The sequence below is a fragment of the Adlercreutzia sp. CNCM I-6207 genome, assembly GCF_977072305.1.
On the sequence record NZ_CDRVLZ010000006.1, the window covers coordinates 25,429 to 44,423 of the forward strand.

At 64.1% G+C, this 18,995-nt stretch carries 17 protein-coding genes; 2 read left to right on the top strand and 15 right to left on the bottom strand.

Features of this window, described 5'->3' with window-relative positions:
* Positions 1 to 9 precede the first annotated feature (9 nt).
* The 5 genes from ACW4QM_RS04460 to ACW4QM_RS04480 all read right to left on the bottom strand — a co-directional run bounded on the left by ACW4QM_RS04460 (position 10) and on the right by ACW4QM_RS04480 (position 5,545).
* Entirely contained in the window at positions 10 to 1,500 is a 1,491-nt protein-coding gene (locus ACW4QM_RS04460; protein WP_114539920.1) for a UDP-N-acetylmuramoyl-L-alanyl-D-glutamate--2,6-diaminopimelate ligase, read from the bottom strand.
* A gap of 15 nt (positions 1,501 to 1,515) precedes the next feature.
* On the bottom strand, positions 1,516 to 3,423 hold the full coding sequence (locus ACW4QM_RS04465; protein WP_232325587.1) for a peptidoglycan D,D-transpeptidase FtsI family protein: 1,908 nt from the start codon (positions 3,421 to 3,423) through the stop codon (positions 1,516 to 1,518).
* Positions 3,424 to 3,427: 4 nt separating this feature from the next.
* Entirely contained in the window at positions 3,428 to 3,988 is a 561-nt protein-coding gene (locus tag ACW4QM_RS04470) for a cell division protein FtsL (protein WP_114539921.1), read from the bottom strand.
* A gap of 105 nt (positions 3,989 to 4,093) precedes the next feature.
* The gene (rsmH, locus tag ACW4QM_RS04475) at positions 4,094 to 5,050 is read right to left on the bottom strand and encodes a 16S rRNA (cytosine(1402)-N(4))-methyltransferase RsmH (protein ID WP_114539922.1); all 957 of its coding nucleotides are present in this window, start codon (positions 5,048 to 5,050) and stop codon (positions 4,094 to 4,096) included.
* Positions 5,051 to 5,068: 18 nt separating this feature from the next.
* Entirely contained in the window at positions 5,069 to 5,545 is a 477-nt protein-coding gene (locus ACW4QM_RS04480) for a division/cell wall cluster transcriptional repressor MraZ (protein ID WP_022740289.1), read from the bottom strand.
* 451 nt (positions 5,546 to 5,996) lie between these two features.
* Between ACW4QM_RS04480 and ACW4QM_RS04485 the strand changes: the two genes are divergently transcribed.
* Positions 5,997 to 6,920 (top strand): site-specific tyrosine recombinase, encoded by a 924-nt coding sequence (locus ACW4QM_RS04485; protein WP_231699595.1) that lies wholly within the window; start codon positions 5,997 to 5,999, stop codon positions 6,918 to 6,920.
* Here ACW4QM_RS04485 and ACW4QM_RS04490 read toward each other — a convergent pair.
* The 9 genes from ACW4QM_RS04490 to ACW4QM_RS04530 all read right to left on the bottom strand — a co-directional run bounded on the left by ACW4QM_RS04490 (position 6,917) and on the right by ACW4QM_RS04530 (position 16,232).
* Positions 6,917 to 7,945 carry an asparaginase gene (locus tag ACW4QM_RS04490; RefSeq protein WP_114539924.1) on the bottom strand — a complete coding sequence of 343 codons (1,029 nt, stop codon included), beginning with the start codon at positions 7,943 to 7,945 and terminating at the stop codon, positions 6,917 to 6,919. The genes ACW4QM_RS04485 and ACW4QM_RS04490 overlap by 4 nt on opposite strands.
* A 3-nt stretch (positions 7,946 to 7,948) precedes the next feature.
* A complete protein-coding gene (locus tag ACW4QM_RS04495; protein ID WP_114539925.1) occupies positions 7,949 to 8,716 on the bottom strand; it encodes a trimeric intracellular cation channel family protein in 768 nt (255 codons plus the stop codon).
* A 3-nt stretch (positions 8,717 to 8,719) separates the two neighbouring features.
* Complete coding sequence (locus tag ACW4QM_RS04500) at positions 8,720 to 10,201, bottom strand: DUF1846 domain-containing protein (RefSeq protein WP_418694229.1); 1,482 nt, start codon at positions 10,199 to 10,201, stop codon at positions 8,720 to 8,722.
* Positions 10,202 to 10,612: 411 nt separating this feature from the next.
* Entirely contained in the window at positions 10,613 to 12,454 is a 1,842-nt protein-coding gene (locus ACW4QM_RS04505) for an FAD-dependent oxidoreductase (protein ID WP_302383943.1), read from the bottom strand.
* 185 nt (positions 12,455 to 12,639) lie between these two features.
* Positions 12,640 to 14,088 carry a helix-turn-helix transcriptional regulator gene (locus ACW4QM_RS04510; RefSeq protein WP_417000074.1) on the bottom strand — a complete coding sequence of 483 codons (1,449 nt, stop codon included), beginning with the start codon at positions 14,086 to 14,088 and terminating at the stop codon, positions 12,640 to 12,642.
* Between the two features lie 39 nt (positions 14,089 to 14,127).
* Positions 14,128 to 14,556: a HEPN domain-containing protein gene (locus ACW4QM_RS04515; RefSeq protein ID WP_418694230.1), complete on the bottom strand. Its 429-nt coding sequence runs from the start codon at positions 14,554 to 14,556 to the stop codon at positions 14,128 to 14,130.
* Positions 14,528 to 15,073, bottom strand: a complete 546-nt coding sequence (locus tag ACW4QM_RS04520) for a helix-turn-helix domain-containing protein (protein ID WP_418914599.1) — start codon at positions 15,071 to 15,073, stop codon at positions 14,528 to 14,530. Before ACW4QM_RS04520 ends, ACW4QM_RS04515 begins: the two co-directional genes overlap by 29 nt.
* Before the next feature lie 575 nt (positions 15,074 to 15,648).
* Positions 15,649 to 15,978: a type II toxin-antitoxin system HicB family antitoxin gene (locus ACW4QM_RS04525; protein ID WP_302383952.1), complete on the bottom strand. Its 330-nt coding sequence runs from the start codon at positions 15,976 to 15,978 to the stop codon at positions 15,649 to 15,651.
* Positions 15,975 to 16,232 (bottom strand): type II toxin-antitoxin system HicA family toxin, encoded by a 258-nt coding sequence (locus ACW4QM_RS04530; protein ID WP_302383954.1) that lies wholly within the window; start codon positions 16,230 to 16,232, stop codon positions 15,975 to 15,977. The genes ACW4QM_RS04525 and ACW4QM_RS04530 overlap by 4 nt, the downstream gene beginning before the upstream one ends.
* A 370-nt stretch (positions 16,233 to 16,602) precedes the next feature.
* Here ACW4QM_RS04530 and ACW4QM_RS04535 point away from each other — a divergent pair, with 370 nt between their 5' ends.
* Positions 16,603 to 18,216 carry a CTP synthase gene (locus ACW4QM_RS04535; protein WP_302404054.1) on the top strand — a complete coding sequence of 538 codons (1,614 nt, stop codon included), beginning with the start codon at positions 16,603 to 16,605 and terminating at the stop codon, positions 18,214 to 18,216.
* A gap of 3 nt (positions 18,217 to 18,219) precedes the next feature.
* Here the strand turns inward: ACW4QM_RS04535 and map are convergent, their stop codons facing one another.
* Positions 18,220 to 18,993, bottom strand: a complete 774-nt coding sequence (gene map, locus ACW4QM_RS04540; RefSeq protein WP_302404053.1) for a type I methionyl aminopeptidase — start codon at positions 18,991 to 18,993, stop codon at positions 18,220 to 18,222.
* Positions 18,994 to 18,995: the final 2 nt, after the last annotated feature.

Genomic DNA, 18,995 nt, shown 5'->3' on the forward strand with positions numbered 1-18,995 from the left:
TCCTTTCGCCTAGTCCGAACACGCACCGCCGAAGGCGCGCTCCAACTCCTCAGCCGCCACAACGCGGTCGTCGAAGGAGAGCACTTCATCGCCCACGAGCTGGTAGTCCTCATGGCCCTTGCCGGCCACGAGAATGGCATCGCCCGGGCGTGCGAGCGCGATGGCGGCCGCGATGGCACTACGGCGGTCGGGCTCCACGGTGAAGCGCTCGGCGTCTTCCATACCCGCCACGATATCGGCGATGATGGCATCGGGCTCCTCGTGGCGCGGGTTGTCGCTCGTCACCACGGCGTAGTCGGCGGCCAGCGCCGCAGCTCCCATGATGGGGCGCTTGGTGGCATCGCGGTTGCCGCCGCAGCCGAAGACGACGATGGTGCGTCCGTGTGAGAGCTCCTTGATAGAGGCGATGGCCTTGGTGAGCGCGTCGGGGGTGTGGGCGTAATCCACGTACACCGACACCGGCGCGTCCACCGCAGGGCGCACGCGCTCCAGGCGGCCGGGAACCGCCGGCATGGTGGCCAGGGCCTCGGCGATGATCTGGGCGGGAATCCCTAAGGCCAACGCGCAGCCGAAGGCCGTCATGACGTTCTCCACGTTGAAGCGCCCCACGAGCGGGTACTCCACCGCGATGCGCGTCCCGCGCACCTCGAGCACCGCCTTGGTGCGGGCGGCCTCGTAGGTGACCTCCACCGGATGGATCTGGGCGGAGACGTCGAAGCCCGTGGTGATGACCTCGTCGCCGGCGGCGGTGCAGCGGCGCAGAAGCTCGCGCCCCCAGGAGCCGTCGATGGAGATGACGCGGCGGGCCGGGTAGTCCTTCGAGAACAGAAGCGCCTTGGCCTCGAAGTAGTCGTCGAAGGTGTGGTGGTAGTCCAGGTGGTCCTGGGTGAGGTTCGTGAACGCCGTCACGGCGAAGTCGGTGTCCCAGGTACGGCGCAGATCGAGCGCGTGCGAGCTCACCTCCATGGCCACCACCGTGCAGCCCGCGTCGCGCATCCGCGCGAACAGCTTCTGCAGGTCGGGCGACTCCGGCGTGGTGCGCTCGGCGTGCTCCATGGCGCCGGCGATCTTGTTGCCCACGGTGCCGATGACGCCGCAGCGGTTGCCGGCCACACTCGCGATGTGCTCCACCAGATAGGTCGTGGTGGTCTTGCCGTTGGTGCCCGTGATGCCCACGAGCGAGAAGGCGCGGGAGGGGTTGTCGTAGTAGTTCGCCGAGGCGTAGGCCATGGCCTTGCGCGAGTCGGAGACGACGACCTCGGTGACATCGGTGGCGTCGGCCAGGTACACCTTGCGCTCGGCCACCAGCGAGGTGGCCCCACGGTCGATGGCGTCCTGGGCGAAGGAGTGGCCGTCGACGACGGTGCCGACGATGCAAAAGAACATATCGTTCGGGCGAACCTCGTCGCTGCGGAACGCCAGCCCTGCCACCTCCTCGTTCCCGTTGCCGATGATGGTGCAATCCATCCCTTGGAAGAGCTCTGAGCAGGTCTTGGTCATAACGGTATCGTTCCTCTAATTCGACGGCATCGAAGTAATGTTGTACTGCTTGACAGCGTTCTCCATTATATCGTTGAAGATCTGCGTGGTCTGGCGCATGGCGTAAACCTCGTTGGCTCCTACAAAACAAACTAAATTGCTTGACGAGTTGTCAATGAAGCCGCAGAAGCCGATGTTGTAGACTTCCTTCTTGTATCCGCCCTCTTCCGAGGCGATTTCCGCTGTGGACGTCTTGCCGCAGACCTCGTAGCCCTCGATGTCGGCGGCGGCTCCCGTGCCGTCGGTGACTACCGAGCGCAGCATCGAGCGCATATCGGCGAGCACCGTTTCGTCGACGCCCGTCTCCTCGCTTTCCCATTCGGCCACGTCCCCGCTCTGGGGCTTCGAGATGAGGAAGTGCGGGGTCACGAGCGTCCCATCGTTGGCGATGGCGCTGTAGAAGCGCGCCATCTGCAGCGGCGTCACCGCGATGCCCTGGCCGAAGCTCACGTTGTAGCCCGTGATCTTGGCCCAGTTGTCGAAGTCGAGCACGTTGCCGGCCGCCTCGCCGGGATAGTCCACGCCGGTGGATTCGGTGAAGTGGAAGCGCTTGATGTTGTCGTAGAGCTTGTCGAAACCCGCCTGTTCCGTGGCCAGCGAGATGCCCACGTTCGACGAGTGATTCAGGATCTCGCGCAGCGAGTAGGTCTCGCCGTCGCGCTCGTGGGAGTCGGACACGTCGTAGTCGTCGGCGGAGATGGAGCTCGGGCAGAACATGGTGTCCTCGGGGCCCATCGTCCCCTGCTCCAGGATGGTGAGCGCCGAGACGGACTTGAAGGTGGAACCGGGCTCGTAGGCCTGGGTGATGGCCTTCACCGATTCGCTACCCACCTGCGACGAGGACATGTCGGCCGGGTTCATGTAGGGCAACGAGCACGCGGCGTAAATCTCGCCGGTGGCGGCATCCATGACGATGGACGAGCCCTCCTCGGTCTCCAGATCCTTCACGCCCTCGGCGAGCGCCTGTTCCACGGTGTCCTGCAGCTTGATGTCGAGGGAGACCATGATGTCCTGGCCGTTGACGGCCGGCGTCTCCTCCTTCACACCGCCAGGAATGGGGAATCCCTGCTCGCCGCGCTCGGCGGTGTAGGTGCCCGGCGTGCCGGAGAGGATGTCGTTGTATTGCAGCTCGAGGCCGGTGATGCCCTCGCCGTCGACGTTGCAGTAGCCGATAACCTGGCCGCCGATGGCGCCGTTGGGGTACTCGCGGCGGGTGTCGGCGATGAAGTAGACGCCGTCGAGCTTGAGTTCTTTGACCTTATCGGCCACATCGACGTCGGCTTGGCGCTTGATGTAGACGAAGGTGGTGGAAGGGGTGGACAGAAGCTCGCGGTAGTCGGCCGCATCTCCCCCGAGCACCGAGGCCAGAGACGCCGCCTCGGCCGCCGCATCGGTCACCTCCACGGGGTTCGCGTAGATGGTGGTGGCCTCCACCGAGGTGGCCAGCACGATGCCGTTGCGGTCGTAGATGGTGCCGCGGCGCGGCGTCGTCTCGAAACTGACCGTGCGGGACTCCTCGGCCATGGCCGAGTACTGATCCGATACGATGACCTGCAGAAACACCAAGCGCAGGAAGAACACGGCCGCTATGGCCGCGAAAACCAGCAGCAGCACCTTGGCGCGCCCGGAGACCGTCGGCATGGCCGCGTCGATGGCGGCGCCCACGCCGGCGCGGGCCGGGCGAGGGGCGCCCGCGCGCCCCGAGGGGCGGCTGGACCGGTTGCCGCCTGCAAAGCCGCGACCCCGCGAGGAGGCCGAGGCCCGGGCCGTGCGCGAGGAGGCGCGCCGGGGCTCGTCGAAGGAGCGTCCGCGGACGCGCCCGGTGCGCGAGGCATCGGCACGGCCGCCGCGGCCGCTTTTGTCGGGGTAGCGGTAGCGTTCCATGGGATTAGAGCCCCTTCATGCGCGCCACCGACTCCGACAGCGACAGGCTGCCGGCGCCATCGGTGGCGACGATATCGGGAGACAGCGTGATCTGCTCGCTGCACTCGGGGGCCGGGGCCGCCATGCCGAGGGCCGTGGCCTGGGCCTTGATGCGCGAGGGGTTCGCCAGCACGCTCTGGGACACCTCCAGCTCGTTGCCCTCGGCCCGGGCGGTCTCGATGCTCGTCTGCAGCGAGCGCGTCTCCAGCGCGCAGGAAGCGGCGGCCGAGGTGATGGCCACGCGGGCCATGGCGATGAGCGCTATGACGATGCAGATGACGGCGCAGGCCTTCGCCAGGGAAAGCGCCGCCGCCGAGATGCCCTCGCTCTGGGCGCGGCGACCGGCACCGGGCACCACCGAGATGGAGGGCGCCTCCTCGAAGGAGAGCTCCTCGGCCAGAGACGAGGAGACGTAGCGGGCGCCGCGGTAGCCGGAGGCAGCGCCGGCGCGTCCGGCGGAGGAGCGCCCATAAGAGACGCGGTCGGTGCGGGGGCGCGACGTGCGCGAGTATGATGCGGCGCTCATCTTGGCCCTCCTCACTCATTCTGCGGCTCAAGCGTCCATTAAGGCTTAACAAGCCCGATGACAGCGTCCTCGGGCTTGCTTTTGTTCTCTTGTCGGGCGACTCCCCTAGCGCTTGCGCGCCACGCGCAGCTTGGCACTGCGCGAGCGGGGGTTCCGCTCGATTTCCTCCGCGCTGGGCAGCAGAGGCTTGCGGGTGATAAGGTCGAGTACCGGCTGCTTTCCGCACACGCACACCGGGATGTCCGGCGGGCAGGTGCATCGGTTCGCGAAATCCGCGAACATGTCCTTCACGATGCGGTCTTCCAAAGAGTGGTAGCTGATCACCGCGATGATGCCGCCCGGATTGAGCCAGCGTACCGCCGCGTCAAGGCCGCGACGCAGAACGGTCAGCTCCGAGTTGACTTCAATCCGAAGGGCTTGGAAGGTGCGCTTGGCGGGATGTCCCCCCGCGCGCCTCGCCGAGGCGGGTATAGCCGCCTTGATCACATCGACCAGCTGACCACTCTCGGTTATCGGAGCGTCCGCCCGCGCCTTCACGATGAAGTCCGCGATGCGGCTCGCCCACTTCTCGTCCGAGTAACTGCGAATGATCCGAGTGAGATCTGCTGCGTTGTAAGTATTGACGATCTCTTCTGCGGTTAGAGTTTGTTTCCCCGGATCCATCCGCATGTCGAGGGGGCCGTTCTCCTTGAAGGAGAAGCCACGTGATTGCGTGTCTATCTGCACCGATGAGACGCCCAGGTCGAACAGTATCGCGTCGATGCCGGGGATCTCGCAACTCGCGAGCAGCTCATCGAGGTCGCCGAAGTTGCCGCGCAGAAGCGCGAGCTCGGGACGATCGCCCGCAGGTATCGACTCCAGCTTCGCGGCGGCCTCAGTGAGCGCCACCTCGTCCTGGTCGATGCCGATAAGCAGGCCGCCGGCGCCCAATTGCTTGGCCGCCTCGAAGGAGTGCCCCGCGAAGCCGAGCGTGGCGTCCACGAACACCGGATGATCCGGAAGGTCGAGGGCGTCGATGCATTCGGTGAGAAGAACGGGTATGTGCCGGTATTCGCTTGTCACGGTTCGCTCGCTTTCCGCCTAGCTGTAGAACAGCCCCAGATCGACTTCGTCGCTCATGGCCTTGAAGCGGTCGGCGTCCCAGATCTCGAAGCGGCCCGTGTTGCCCACGACCACGACTTCCTTGTCGATGCCGACGGCGGCGCGCACTTCCGGGGACAGCATGATGCGCCCCGAGGCGTCCACCTCGACATCGCGGGCGCGGCTCTTCAGCACGCGGCGAAGCTTGACGTGCTCGCGGTCGGACTCCTTGTACTCGCCGAACCGATCGATGAACAGCTTCTCGACCCATTCGTTGAAATCGGGCGTCTCGAACACGTACACGCACTCGTTGGTCAGCTCCGGCGTCACCACGAGATCTTTGGAAAGAACCTTGCGGAACTTCGCGGGAAGGGCCATGCGACCTTTGCCGTCAACCTTGAAATGGAACTCGCCGTTGAGATCTACCCCATGTTGGGGCAGCTCGCTTGTCCCTTCGGTGTCGGCGGTGGCGGCCACGTGTTCCTTTCCGTGCTGCGTTTTGAGGGGGATTTGATTTCGTTTGGAGTGCGTTTCGAAATCCCGCTCGGTCGTTTTCCACAGCACGCATATTACCCCACAATGCCCCACTTCGCAACATTTTCTCCCACTTTTGCCCTATTTTCGCCCCACTTGTCATCCTCAAGATATGGAAGGGTAACCGAAGGAAAATGCGAGCATTTCCCATATCTTGTATTCGTATTGAGGTATTGCGCACAATGGCCACTAGATATGCCCGACTCATGCGGATGGTGGGGCGCGGTGGGGCGCGCGACCGCGCACGTGCCACCTGTGAACGAGATTTGAAGAGGTGCGCCAAGACGGCCGCCGAGCGGCTACAATGAGGCCCGCGCATCCTGCGCCGAGTCCTGCACCGTCCCGATCGGAGACGCAGCGAAAAGTCGGAAGATCTCCCGAAAGAAGGAGCCCCGTGTTCGAATTAGAGAACGCCCTGGACGAGTACTTGTCCCATCTGCGCATCGAGCGCGGGGCATCGCCGCGCACGGCCGAGGCCTACCGACGCGATCTGGAGGACTACCTCGCCTTCCTCGACGGCGAGGGCGTGGAGGGCTTCGGCGACATCGACCGCGAGAAGGTGGCCGCCTTCGAACGCAGCCTCATGGAGCAGAACCTCGCCGTCACCACCGTGCGCCGGCGCATCTCCGCCGTGCGCGGCTACCACCGGTTCCTTGTGCGCGAGGGGCTCACCGATGCGAACCCGGCCGACGCCGTGGACATTCCCAAGGCCGCCGACCGGCTGCCGGACGTGCTTTCCATCGAGGAAGTGGGCGAGATGCTGGACGCCTTCGTGGGCGAGCGCCCGAGCGACTTGCGCGACCGGGCGCTTTTGGAAGTGCTCTACGGTTGCGGGCTGCGCGCCAGCGAGGCCGTGGGGCTCGATATGGAGGCCGTCAACTTCGACGACGGCTTCCTGCGCGTGTTCGGCAAGGGATCCAAGGAGCGCATCGTGCCCATTGCCGGCGCGGCCGAGCGCGCGCTGCGCCGGTATTTAGCCGAAGGGCGCCCGGCCCTCGCGCGCGCGGCCGCCAACCCAACCGCCGATGCCACAGCTGCGGTGTTCCTGAACCAGCGGGGCGGCCGCCTCGGGCGCCAGAGCGTCTTCAACCTGGCGCGCAAGGCCGGCCGCGTCATCGGCCGCTACGATCTGCACCCCCACACCTTGCGCCACTCGTTTGCCACCCACATGCTGAAGGGCGGCGCCGATCTGCGCGTGCTGCAGGAGATCTTGGGCCACGCCGACATGTCCACCCTGCAGGTGTACACGCACCTCGACCGCACCCACCTCCACGAGGAGTACGCCCACGCCCATCCCCGCGACAAAATGAATATCTAGACCGTCATCTCCCCGGCGAGGGGCTTAACCATGGCGGCGGCCACCTCGGTCGCCGTGAGGCCCTGGCCGAACAAGTACATGAGCTTGGTGAGGGCCGCCTCGCAGGTCATGTCGTAACCGGACACGACGCCGGAGCGCGCCAGAGCGTCACCGGTGGCGTAGCGCTTCTCCTCCACACCGCCCGCAGGGCACTGGGTCACGTTCACGACCACCTTTCCCGCGCGCACCGTATCGGCCATAAGCTCGGTGAACCATGACTCGGTGGGCGCGTTGCCGGCGCCGAACGTGCGCAGCACGAGGGCCTTCACGGCCTTCGATTCCAGCTGGGGCCGCAGCACCGCCTCGGTGATACCGGGATACAGAAACACCACCGACACCGCATCGTCCATGGCGAGCGCCGCCGCCAGCGTCCCTCCCGTAGCGGGCCGAGCGAGCAGGCGCTCGCGGAAAACGATGTGCAGGTCCATGTCGGCCAAGGGCGGGTAATTGAACGATTGGAAGGCGCCGAAATTTGTGGAGCTGACCTTCGTCGCGCGGTTGCCGCGCCACAGATGGCGCCCGAACGAGATGGCCACCTCCTGCACCATGGGCTCGCCGGCATCGGTACGGGCCGCAGCGATCTGCAGCGCCGTGATGAGGTTCTCAGTACCGTCCTCGCGGATCTCGCCGATGGGCAGCTGGCTTCCCGTGAGCACCACCGGTTTGGCCAGACCGGACAGCATGAACGAGAGCGCCGAGGCGGTGTAGGCCATGGTATCGGTGCCATGCAGCACGACGAAACCGTCGAAGTCCTCGTAGCGGTCGGCGATCACGGACGCTATCCGGGCCCAGCAGGCCGGGTTCATGTTCGAGGAATCGATGGGCGGATCCATCTCCACGTGATCGAGGTTAAAGCCGAGACGCCCGATCTTCGGCACGTTCTTCATCAGATGATCGAAGCTGAAGGGCACGAGCGCGCCGGTGGAGAGATCCTCGGTCATGCCGATGGTGCCCCCGGTGTACACGATGAGAATGCGGGGTTGCATAAGCTAATCCTTTCGATGGCGAAACCACGAGGCGCGGGTGGCGGGCTCCTTCTTGCGATGCAGGGTGGCGCGGCGAAACAGCTCGGCGCAGAAGTGCTTGGCCGTTCGCGCGCCACGGGCCACCTTCGGCGTGAGGTCGGCCTCGTCGGAGGTCTTCCAATCGTAGTACACCGACAGGTAGCGCAGAAACACCACGGTGAACACGCAGGCCGCGGCCGCCAGCACGAGCGGCGCCTTCGCGAAAGCCATGGCCGCGAACACGAACGCGCCGCCGAATCCGGCCACCGCGTAGAAGTTCGAGCGCTGGAACACGCCCGGCGTCTCCCCCACCGAGATATCGCGCAGAGCGCCGCCGCCCACGCTGGTAAGCGCGCCCAAAATGACCACCATCACGAAGCCCTCCCCGCAAGCGAAGGCCTTGTTGGCCCCGGCCAGTGCGAACAGGGCCACCGAGAGCGCGTCGGCGAAGAACAGCACCTGGCCCGTGTGGCGAAACAGCCCCCGGAAGTAGAACACGAACACCGCCAGGCAGATGCATATGAGGATGACCTCGGGATATTCCATGAAGTAGACCCCGTGATCCTGCAGCAGCAGATCGCGGATGATGCCGCCGCCGTAGGCTGTCACGAGGCCCAACACAATGGTGCCCACGATGTCCAGCTTGCGGTCGCAGGCGAAGATGGCCCCGGTGAGAACGCCCACGGCGACGCTGAAGAAGTCGGCCCCGAAGGGCACCTGCAGGGCGCCTCCCCCGGCGAAAAACTGATCCATGGCTTACTTGTGGTAGAAGCGGTGCTGCTCGTACTTCGGCTCGCAGCACACGTTGATGCCGAGTGTCTTGTACAGCTTCTCGTCGGCCGCGGAGATGATGACCGAGAAGTAGGCGTCGCAACCGCGCAGCTTGTCGGCGTTGTCGATGAGCTCGGCGGCCAGCGGGTTGTGCACCGAGGAGATGGACAGCGCCAACAGCGTCTCGTCGGAGTGCAGGCGCGGGTTGTGGCTCTTCAGGTGCTCGGTCTTCAGGTGGCAGATGGGCTCCAGCACGTCGTCGGAGATGACATAGAGCTCGTCGTCGACCCCCGAGACGCCCTTGAGCGCGTTCATGAGCAGCGCCGAGGCCGCACCGAGCAGGTTGCCCGTCTTGCCCGTCACCACGCGCCCGTCCGGCAGCACCATGGCACCGGCGGGGCCGCCCGTCATTTCCTCCTTCAGGAGTGCCGCCGAGCGGGCCGGCGAGAGATTCTGGGTGATGTTCGCCTGGTTCATGAGCAGCTCGATCTTCTTCAGGGCCTCCTCGCCCACGCCCGTGCGCTTGATCTCCTCGGCGGTCTGGAAGTAACGGCGCACGATCTCGTTGTTGCCCGCCTCGCGGCACGCCTCGTCGTCGGAAATGGCCAGCCCCGCCATGTTCACGCCCATGTCCGTGGGCGACTGGTAGGGGCACTCGCCGGAGATGCGCTCCATGGTGGCGCGCAGCACAGGGAAGATCTCCACGTCGCGGTTGTAGTTCACCGTGGTCTCGCCGTAGGCCTCCAAATGGAACGGATCGATGATGTTGTCGTCGTCCAAATCGGCCGTGGCCGCCTCATAGGCGATGTTCACCGGATGGGACAGCGGCAGATTCCAAATGGGGAAGGTCTCGTACTTGGCGTAGCCGGCGGTGATGCCACGCTTGTGCTCATGATAGAGCTGGGAGAGGCAGGTGGCCATCTTGCCCGAGCCGGGGCCCGGGGCGGTCACCACGACGATGGGGCGCTCGGTTTCGATGTACTCGTTTTTGCCGAAGCCCTCGTCGGAGACGATGTAGTCGATGTCGTTGGGATAGCCCGGAATCGGGTAATGCAGGTAGCTTACGATGCCCATGGCCGTGAGCCGCTTGCGGAACAGGTCGGCGTCGGGCTGGTTGGCGTAGCGGGTGATGACCACGCTTCCCACTTTGAAGCCCATGGAGCGGAAGATGTCCATGAGGCGCAGCACGTCCTCATCGTAGGTGATGCCGAGGTCGCCGCGCACCTTCGAGCGCTCGATGTCGTTGGCGTTGATGGCGATGACGATCTCCACGTCGTCCTTCATCGATTGCAGCATGGAGATCTTCGTGTCCGGCTTGAAGCCGGGCAGCACGCGCGAGGCATGGTAGTCGTCGAAGAGCTTACCGCCGAACTCGAGATAGAGCTTGCCGCCAAACTGCTCGACCCGCTCGCGGATACGCTCGGCCTGCAGCTCGATGTACTTGTCGTTGTCGAATCCTTCGCGCATGGGCGGCACTCCTTCGCATCCGTTGCCTTCGGGCTCTCTGCGTCTCCGCGCCGCCGTGGCCTTAAGGGGCGGACGGTTCGCGGCTCGCTAGCAAACTCCCAAATTATAGCCCAGCCGCCCCGAAGTCTCCGACCTGTTCTCCCTTTTTCAAGTTTTCAAGAGAAAATGCCAGTTCGACCCTGAAATGGCATTCCCTTTCTAGCCATTTCTGGGCCGAAGTGGCATTTTCAGCCATTTCGGCCCTCAACTGGCAGCCCTTCCTTACCATTTCTGCCTCCAACTGGCATCTACTTTGCAAAATGGGCAAATGGGAGAGCTCTCGATGAGCTTCAACGCACAAAAGGCCCGCGACGCCGGGGAGGGAAAGCGTCGCGGGCCCGAAAGGGAGGGAGCAAGGGAAAGTACGAAGCGCTACAGCCCCTTGGCGGCGTTCTGGCCGGCCAAACGGCCGTAGACGATGCACCCGGCGTGATTCTGTCCCATGTTGGTGTTGGGGTAGCAGCCATGGAAACGGTTGCCCACCATGGAGCCGGCCAGGTACAGCCCGGGAACGGGCATGTTGTCGGCGTCCAACGCATGCACGTGCTCGTCGCTCATCACACCGCCCACGGTGTTGCGGAACTTCGGCGGCGTGATGGCCGTGGCATAGAAGGGGGCCTTGCGCACCGGGGCCATGCGGTCGGCGCGCTTGCCGAAGTCCTCGTCGACGCCCTTGTCGTACAGCTCGTTGTAGCGCTCGATAGTGGCGGCGAAGGCGTCGGCCGGCACGCCCATCTGCTCGGCCAGCTCCTCCAGCGAGTCAGCCTTGAACTGGCTCATCTTCTCCACCTCGGCGCGGGTCATGGTGCCGATGGGATCGAACAGATGCCCCATGGGGATGTCGTCGTAGTTATCGGTGATGCGCCAGTAGCAGCGGTGGCCGACGGGCATATGCGACACCTGCTCCGGGAAGTCGTCGTCGAAGATCTGCCACATGACCTTGCCGGCCACGCGCATCGACTTCGCGCCGAACACCTCGCCGACCACGTCCTCGTTCATGAAGCGGTTGCCCAAACCGTCGACGAGCAGGAAGGGGTTGCAGCCCATGGCGCCCCCGTAGGAGTCGCACACGTAGGTCATGGTCTCCGAACGGTCGATAGCGGCGCCGGCCCACGCGGCCAAGCTGATGCCGTCGCCCACATTGGTCACGTTGCCCTTGGCGTCCACCTCCGGCCAGCCGGTGGGCTCCAGCTCGGCGGCCGAGCGCACATAGTAGTCTATCATGGCCGGGTTGCTGGAGAAGTTGCCCGTGGCCAAAATGACGCCGTTTTTCGCCACGGCCTTGTGCATGTCGCCGGCCTCGTCCTCGAAGTAGACGCCGGTCACGCGGCCGTCGTCATCCTTGGCCAGCTGGCGCGCCCACACGGCATAGCGCACATCGGCGCCCTCTTCCACGAACTCGGCGGAGTACTTGCCCACGTAGGTGTGCTCCGGCTCCACGGCGATGACCGAGGCGAACATGGGGTACAGCTCGTCCTCGACGTTCCAGTTGGGGTTCACCGGATGGTTGAACAGGTTGATGTAGGGAGCGGCGGCACGAGCGGCTTCCTCGCGCTCGGGGGTCACGTCGTCGAAGTGGCGGCCGGCGCGCTCGGCCAAACCTGCGGTGCAGATGTTCAGAATGGCTTCGTAATCGAGATCGGTCTCCCCTGCCGTCTGCTGGGCGTCGAGCACCGTGTAGCTGGGGCACTTCTCCAGGTACCAGTCGAAGTCCTCGCCGCAGTGGTACACCATGTGCTTGAGCAGGTTGTAGTTGCCGCGGCCGCGCCCGTCGGCCACTACCTGGCGCAAAATGCGGTCGAGTTGCTCGTCGGAGAACTCCACGCCCTGCTCTTTGGCGATTTTGGAATTGATGGCCGTGATCTGGTGGGAGTGCAGGTGGTACTCGGCGCCCTTCTCGAGGCAGATCACACTCGCGCCCTCCTCCAGAGCGGCGCGGGCGGCGCAGATGCCGGCCAGGCCCATGCCCACGACGACCACATCGGCCTCAACCGTCTCGACGAGCGTCGACTCGTCCACTGGGTCGGGGGCGATCAAAAACGACGGGGTGTACACGCCGTCGGCATCGAAGGTGCCGAACTCGCTGCCGCCGGTTTCCGCAAGCGACTCGCTTTGCGTCTTGGGCGCGCAGCCGGCCATGCCGGCGGCCAGGGCGGCGGCGCCGGTCATGGCAGCGCCCTTCAGAAAGCTGCGGCGGTTGATGTTCGTTTTCATGGTAATCCCTCCTGAACCTTTGATGACTGTTGCCGCGTTCGGCGGTTCAGTTCTCGCCGAGCGCACTGCCATCATGGCCTCTCGGCAGCAGAAAGGGAATCAACGAACCATGTGAATTAGGGACAAAACCCCTCGTCAATCCATGTGAAATTGCAGAAAAGCCCAGAGGTGGGCTTTTCGGGAAACTACAAGGAAGCGTCTTGGTGAATAAGCGCGATCAGCTCCTCGCGCGAGCCGATCTTCGCCTTCCGGTACACGTTGCGCACGTGGGTGCGCACGGTGTTCTCCGACACCACGAGTTCCTTGGCAATGTAGGGATAGCTGTGACCGCGGGTGAGCAGCGCCATCACCTCGCGCTCGCGAGGCGTGAGGGCCCAAGCGTCCGATAGCGCCTCGCAGCGACGGGCGATGACCGCTTCCAAATCGTCTTTCGGAGCATCCGCGGGGGCCTTGGCGACAGCCCCATCGACGATGGGCGCGTTCACGATGGCGATAATCACGATGTAGAACGTGAACAAGATCGCTCCCATATAGGATACGATCGGCCCGAGAACATAGGTGATCCCCAGCCCCGCGAGGCCGCAGGCCCCGAAACCCGCGAGCAGAACCCCGGCGCTGAAACCCGTCGACACATCCGATTCGCGCGCCGCGTCCGACACGGCAATCCAAGCTGCGCCGAGGAACAGCGCGAAGCCCGCTTCCCGCAAAACCCCGAACACGCTGAGCACCAGCGCGCCGGTGGGCACATCGAGGAAGTAGGGCCTTATCACGAACACGAGCACCATGAGCGGCAGCACCGTGTTAAAGAGCACACGCTGGGCGTCGCCGCCCTTGCGCGCGAAACGGCTCAGCCCGGCGAACAGCGCGGCGCCCAGCGCCATGCCGATGACCTTTTCGAAGGCGAGGGATGCGCCGTAGTTCAAGGTGATGCTCATCAGATCGGTATCCCAGGTAAACCCGAAGACGAACATCGTGATGAACGCGCCGACAACCGGCCGCCACGTTCCCGCCGCGAACGACTTCAAGCGCTCCTTCGGCGAAAGACCCTCCCCCTCAGGTTGCGCAATGGCGCCGGCGACTCCCTCGGAAGCGGGCAGCAGCAACCCGATCCATGTCAGGGCAACGAGGACAGCTACCACGACCGACACAAGCGACGTCGGCACGTAGAACAGCAGAGCGCTGGCCACAGCCGCCGTCGCGAATGCCAAGCCCGTGCAGAAGAAACGCTCGGCCATGGTGCGCCGGGCGAACCAGTCGAGCCAGGCGAGAAGCAGCAGCGACGCGCCAAAGCCCGCGGCAGCCCCGCCAGCAAACATCGGAAGCGGCACCAGCCACCCGGCAACAGCGACGAGAGCGCCGATGCCGCCAATCACCTGGCGCCGCCGGCGACAGCCCGAAGAACGATCGAATCCTTCGCGAGCATAGAACAGCACGAGGCCTCCCCCGAACACCAGAAGGCCCGCAAAGCACACACCCGCAAACGGCTTCCACGCAGCCAGCCCCGCCGCGAGCACCATCGCGCCCGTCCGATGGATCGCCACAACCAGCGCGGCTATAAGAGCCCCGAAGCAGCACGATGCGGGCCAGAGCATCCCTGCGCCGGCCACGCGTCCTTCATGCTTGCGCTCTGCCATCAACCCTCCATCGCCCTGTGCCCACACTGCAGGCCGCCCTCACTCACGGATTTCCTCCTCAAGGGCAGCAATGGCAGCCGTTTCTTGTGCCGCCACTTCGGCTAGATAGTCGTCGATCTCACTCAGGGCCCGTTCCACCTTTCGGGATTCGATGGCGTAACCGAGAACGTAACGCGACTTGGCCCCCCACTGGGAAAGCATTTCAGCGTGATCCTCCAAATACTCGGGAAGATACAGCTCCGCTCCGGCCTCACGGCCCATGCGTATGAGCTGATCGATGTCGTGGGTCTTAGGATATTCGACGCCGTTCTGCTCCAGCAAGTACTTCAACGCCAGCTCCATGGCTTGCTGAAGGTGATAGCCCATCGCGTTGATCTGCTCTTCGTCGTCGGCGTCGTGGTCGAACAATATTTGAGCTGTTCGCAAGTTTGCCACGGCCTTATCGTAGAGCGTCCAAGCGCTTCCCATAGACCGTCACCCCCGTCCTCGCTATCTCGGCCTTCAAGCCCCCGTCGGCGGTATAGTTGGTCCATAGATCGAAGGGGAAATCGTGGGCCTCCGTCACGGGATTGCGGTCGCTGGCCATTTCCACGTACACATCGACATCGCTTCCACGGTGACAGCACTCGGTGACGCTTGAGCCGAACACCGCGATGCTCTCCACCGCATCGTCGCGCGCAATGTCGTCGATGAGCTCGCGCACCTTCCGCTGCTGCGTGGGATAAACGCGATGGCACTGGTCGAAAGGCCGATCGACGCACACGCGCCAAGACGTCCGAGGGGGAATGACGTGGCGAGCCGCGTGCCGCTCTCCCCTACGCCAGCTGCTCCTTGGTAAAAGCCGTTCCATCATGGAGAGCACATAAGCTGGCGGAGCGCTCTTCCCCTGCTCCCACTGCTGCAACGTCCGGACGGGGATACCGAAAAGCTCAGCGAACTGACGCTGACTCAGCTTTGTTTCCCTCCGCAAATCCGCAACCGTCATAGCGCACCTCCTATACGTTGATAACGTACAGGATTTCCTGTGGCCTGTCAAGATAGGGGCACCCCTGACTCTCTCTCCGCAATTCTAAAACCCAGAAGCGGGAGACTGCAGAGGTGGCCCGCTACTACAGCCTCGATCTCTCGTCGATGGCTAGCGCGTTTTACGAGCAGACGGCGAACACGCGCCGCATCCCTCACATTCGTCGCCGAGGGGCCGAACGCCGTGAGCGCGGCTGTCGTCGCCGAGGGCGGCCGCTTCCTCGTCTCGGGGGGTGCAGGCCATTTCTCTAGCAGTGCCGAGCTTGTCGAAGCGGCGGCAACCCAATGGGTCGGCTCACCGCCGACTTCAATAGACAGAACATCAGAGAGGCTTTTGTTTCTGCGAAAAGGAAGGGAGCTTCAGTCTGATTGCTCTAAGTTCACGACAATCGGCCCTCCTTTATGTAGACAGGTTTGGTAATCCCAACGACTTTCGAGCTCGTCGACGTCCAGCAAAAAGGTAAGACTTTTCCAATCACGTTCACTTCCGCACTATCGGAAAAGCAAGGGCTATATGCCCCATTCCCGCAAGAACCCTCAAACAGCAGCCGCAATAGCGTCGGCGACGAACTGGTTGAGAGACTCGTTGCGTGCCGCAGCGGCCATGGCGGCCGCACGGTGCAAATCGGGGTTGATACGCACGTTGAATGTCCCCTTGTAGGACTTCTCCGGCTTCTTGCCTTTCTCTGCGCAAAAAGCCAAATAATCGTCGACGGCGTCGTGGAATGCCTGCTCGATGCAAGAGGCGCTATCGGCCTCGAAGTAGACCCCGTCGCTCATACCCACCACGGTGCCGCAAAGCATCTTGGTATCGCTGTCGAATTCAACCGTTGCGAAGTAACCGCAATATGAAAGAACGTTGCTCACAAGCGCTCCTCTCCATGAAGGAACTTGACGGCAGCCTTGATAGCGCCTCCGGTCATCTCGTCGGAAGGGTGCGGAGAATGCATGACCAGCATTCTCCCGTCGGACTCGCGATAGAATCGAACGCGAGACCCGGACGTGGCGCCCTTCTGGTCCAGCTCGTAGCCCAGAGACTCCATGACGCGGACGAAATCTCTGAAGCGGAAGGTACGGGGCTTCGTCATAAGAAGGCTGTACAGCTTTTCCACTTGAGTCATAACCCCTCACCTTCTGCAACTATATTATAGTTGCAATTTTGTCTATGTCAAATATCTCATCAGAATGATGAGAGCACAAATGTTCTGTTATTCCAGTTAAAATATGGATAGTTGAGGCGAGATTCTCGATCCGCCCGACAGACTTCCCTCTGTTTCCCGAAGCTTTGACGGTACCTGCCTACAGGAAATCCCCAGCGGGGCGGCTTCCGTGAAAATCTGTTTCCTGTTGGAAACATTTCAGGGCTATGCTGGATAAGCGTTGGGAAGTTGCGCAGGCGCGCGGCTTCGAGCGCATTTTTTATGCCCGGAGCCCGCAACAGGCGCGCTGCCCCATGGCAAGAGATTCGCTCGCAATGATAAGGAGACTCGTATGGCCAAGCACATCTTCGTTACCGGAGGCGTCGTCTCGTCGCTGGGCAAGGGCATCACCGCCGCATCGCTGGGCCAGCTTTTGAAAGCGCGCGGCTATAAGGTGACCATGCAGAAGATGGACCCGTACCTGAACGTGGATCCGGGCACCATGAGCCCGTTTCAGCACGGCGAGGTATTCGTCACCGAAGACGGCCACGAGGGAGATTTGGACCTGGGCCACTACGAGCGATTCATCGACGAGAACCTCTCGCGCGAGAGCAACTTCACCCAGGGCTCCATCTATCAGACGCTCATCGCCCGCGAGCGGCGCGGCGATTTCCTCGGCGGCACCGTGCAGGTCATCCCGCACGTGACCGAGGCCATCAAGGAGCGGATCCGCCGCGCGGCCGAGCAGTCCGGCGCCGACATCGTCATCTCGGAAATCGGCGGCACCATCGGCGACATCGAGGGCCTGCCCTTCATCGAGGCGGCGCGCCAGTTCAAGAAGGAGATGGGGCCGGGCAACGTGCTGTTCGTCCACGTGACGCTCGTGCCGTACATCGCCGCAGCCCACGAGGTGAAGACGAAGCCCACCCAGCACTCGGTAAAGGAGCTGCGATCCTTAGGCGTGCAGCCGGACTTCATCGTGTGCCGGTCCGATCATGAGATCACCGATGGGGTGCGCGAGAAAATCGCGCTGTTCTGCGACGTGGACACTGACGACGTGCTCGCCTGCCCCGACGCGCCTTCCATCTACGAGGTGCCCATCAGCCTCTACGAGCAGGGTTTCGACATCTCGGCCCTGGCGAAGATGGGACTCGCGCCCCGCAAAATCAAGCTCGCTCCCTGGCGTGCCTTCCTGAAGGCGAAGGACGCCTGCGCCGGCGAGCTGGACATCGCCGTGGTGGGCAAGTACGTGAGCCTGCCCGACGCCTACCTCTCCATCAACGAGGCGCTCGTGGCCGCCGGCATCGCGGCAGGGCGCCACGTGAACGTGCACCTCATAGATGGCGAGGAGCTCACCGACAAGAACGCTGAGAAAGTGCTCGGCGCCATGGACGGCATCCTCGTGCCGGGCGGCTTCGGCGCCCGCGCCTTCGAGGGCAAGATCGCCGCGGCCCGCTACGCCCGCGAGAACAACGTGCCGTTTCTGGGCATCTGCCTGGGGCTTCAGGCGGCCGTCTGCTCCTTTGCCCGCGACGTGTGCGGCCTGGAAGGCGCCACTTCCGCCGAGTTCGCCGACGCGGCGCCCGCGGGCACGCCCTTCGTCATCGACCTCATGCCCGAGCAGGAGGACGTGGAAGACAAGGGCGGCACCATGCGCCTGGGCGCCTACCCCTGCAAGGTGGTGACCGGCACCCGCGCGGCGCAGGCCTACGGCGAGCCCATCGTCTACGAGCGCCACCGCCATCGCTTCGAGGTGAACAACGCCTACCGCGACGCGCTTGTGGAAGGCGGCCTCGTGATTTCGGGCCTCTCCCCCGACGAGCGCCTCGTGGAGATGATCGAGCTGCCCGACCATCCCTTCTTCGTCGCCAGCCAGGGCCACCCCGAGTTCAAGAGCCGTCCCGGCAAACCCCATCCCCTCTTCGCCGCCTTCGTGGAAGCCGCCAACGAACGCAAGGGAGCGTAGAGCCTACACGGGGCGCGGATGGCCTTCCTCGGTGGTGAGGACGACCGGGCCGTCTTCGGTGATGGCGACGGTTTTCTCGAAGTGCACCGAGGGCTTCCCGTCGCGGGTGCGCACGAGCCAGCCGTCAGAGCATTGCTTCACCTTGCGGGTACCCATGTTCACCATAGGCTCGATAGCGAGCACCATGCCCGGCAGAAGCTTCAGCCCCGTGCGGCGACGCCCGAAGTTCGGGACGTTCGGATCCTCGTGCATCTCGCGTCCGATGCCGTGGCCCACGTAGTCGCGTACCACCGAGTAGCCGGCCGCCTCGGCCAGCGACTGCACCGCGTGCCCGATGTCGCCGAGGCGCTTGGTGGGACGCGCGTTGTCGAGCCCCTCCCACATGCAGCGCTCCCCCACCTCGAGCAGGCGCTGCACCTCGGGCGCCACCTTCCCCACCGGGTACGTCCAGGCGTTGTCGCCCACCCAGCCGTCCACGATGGCGCCGGTGTCGATGGAGATGATGTCCCCCTCGCGCAGGACGAGCTTCCTCGAGGGAATGCCGTGCACGACGGCATCGTTCACCGAGGCGCAAATGGAGCCGGGGAAGCCGCCGTAGCCCTTGAAGGCGGGAATGCCGCCCTCGGCGCGGATGACCTTCTCGGCGATGGCGTCCAGCTCGGCGGTGGTGATACCGGGCTCGACCGCCTCGCCCAAACGCCGCAGCGCCAGCGCCGACACGCGGCCCGCCTCCTTCATGGCCTCGATCTGAGCCGGAGACTTCAACTTCACTGCCATGG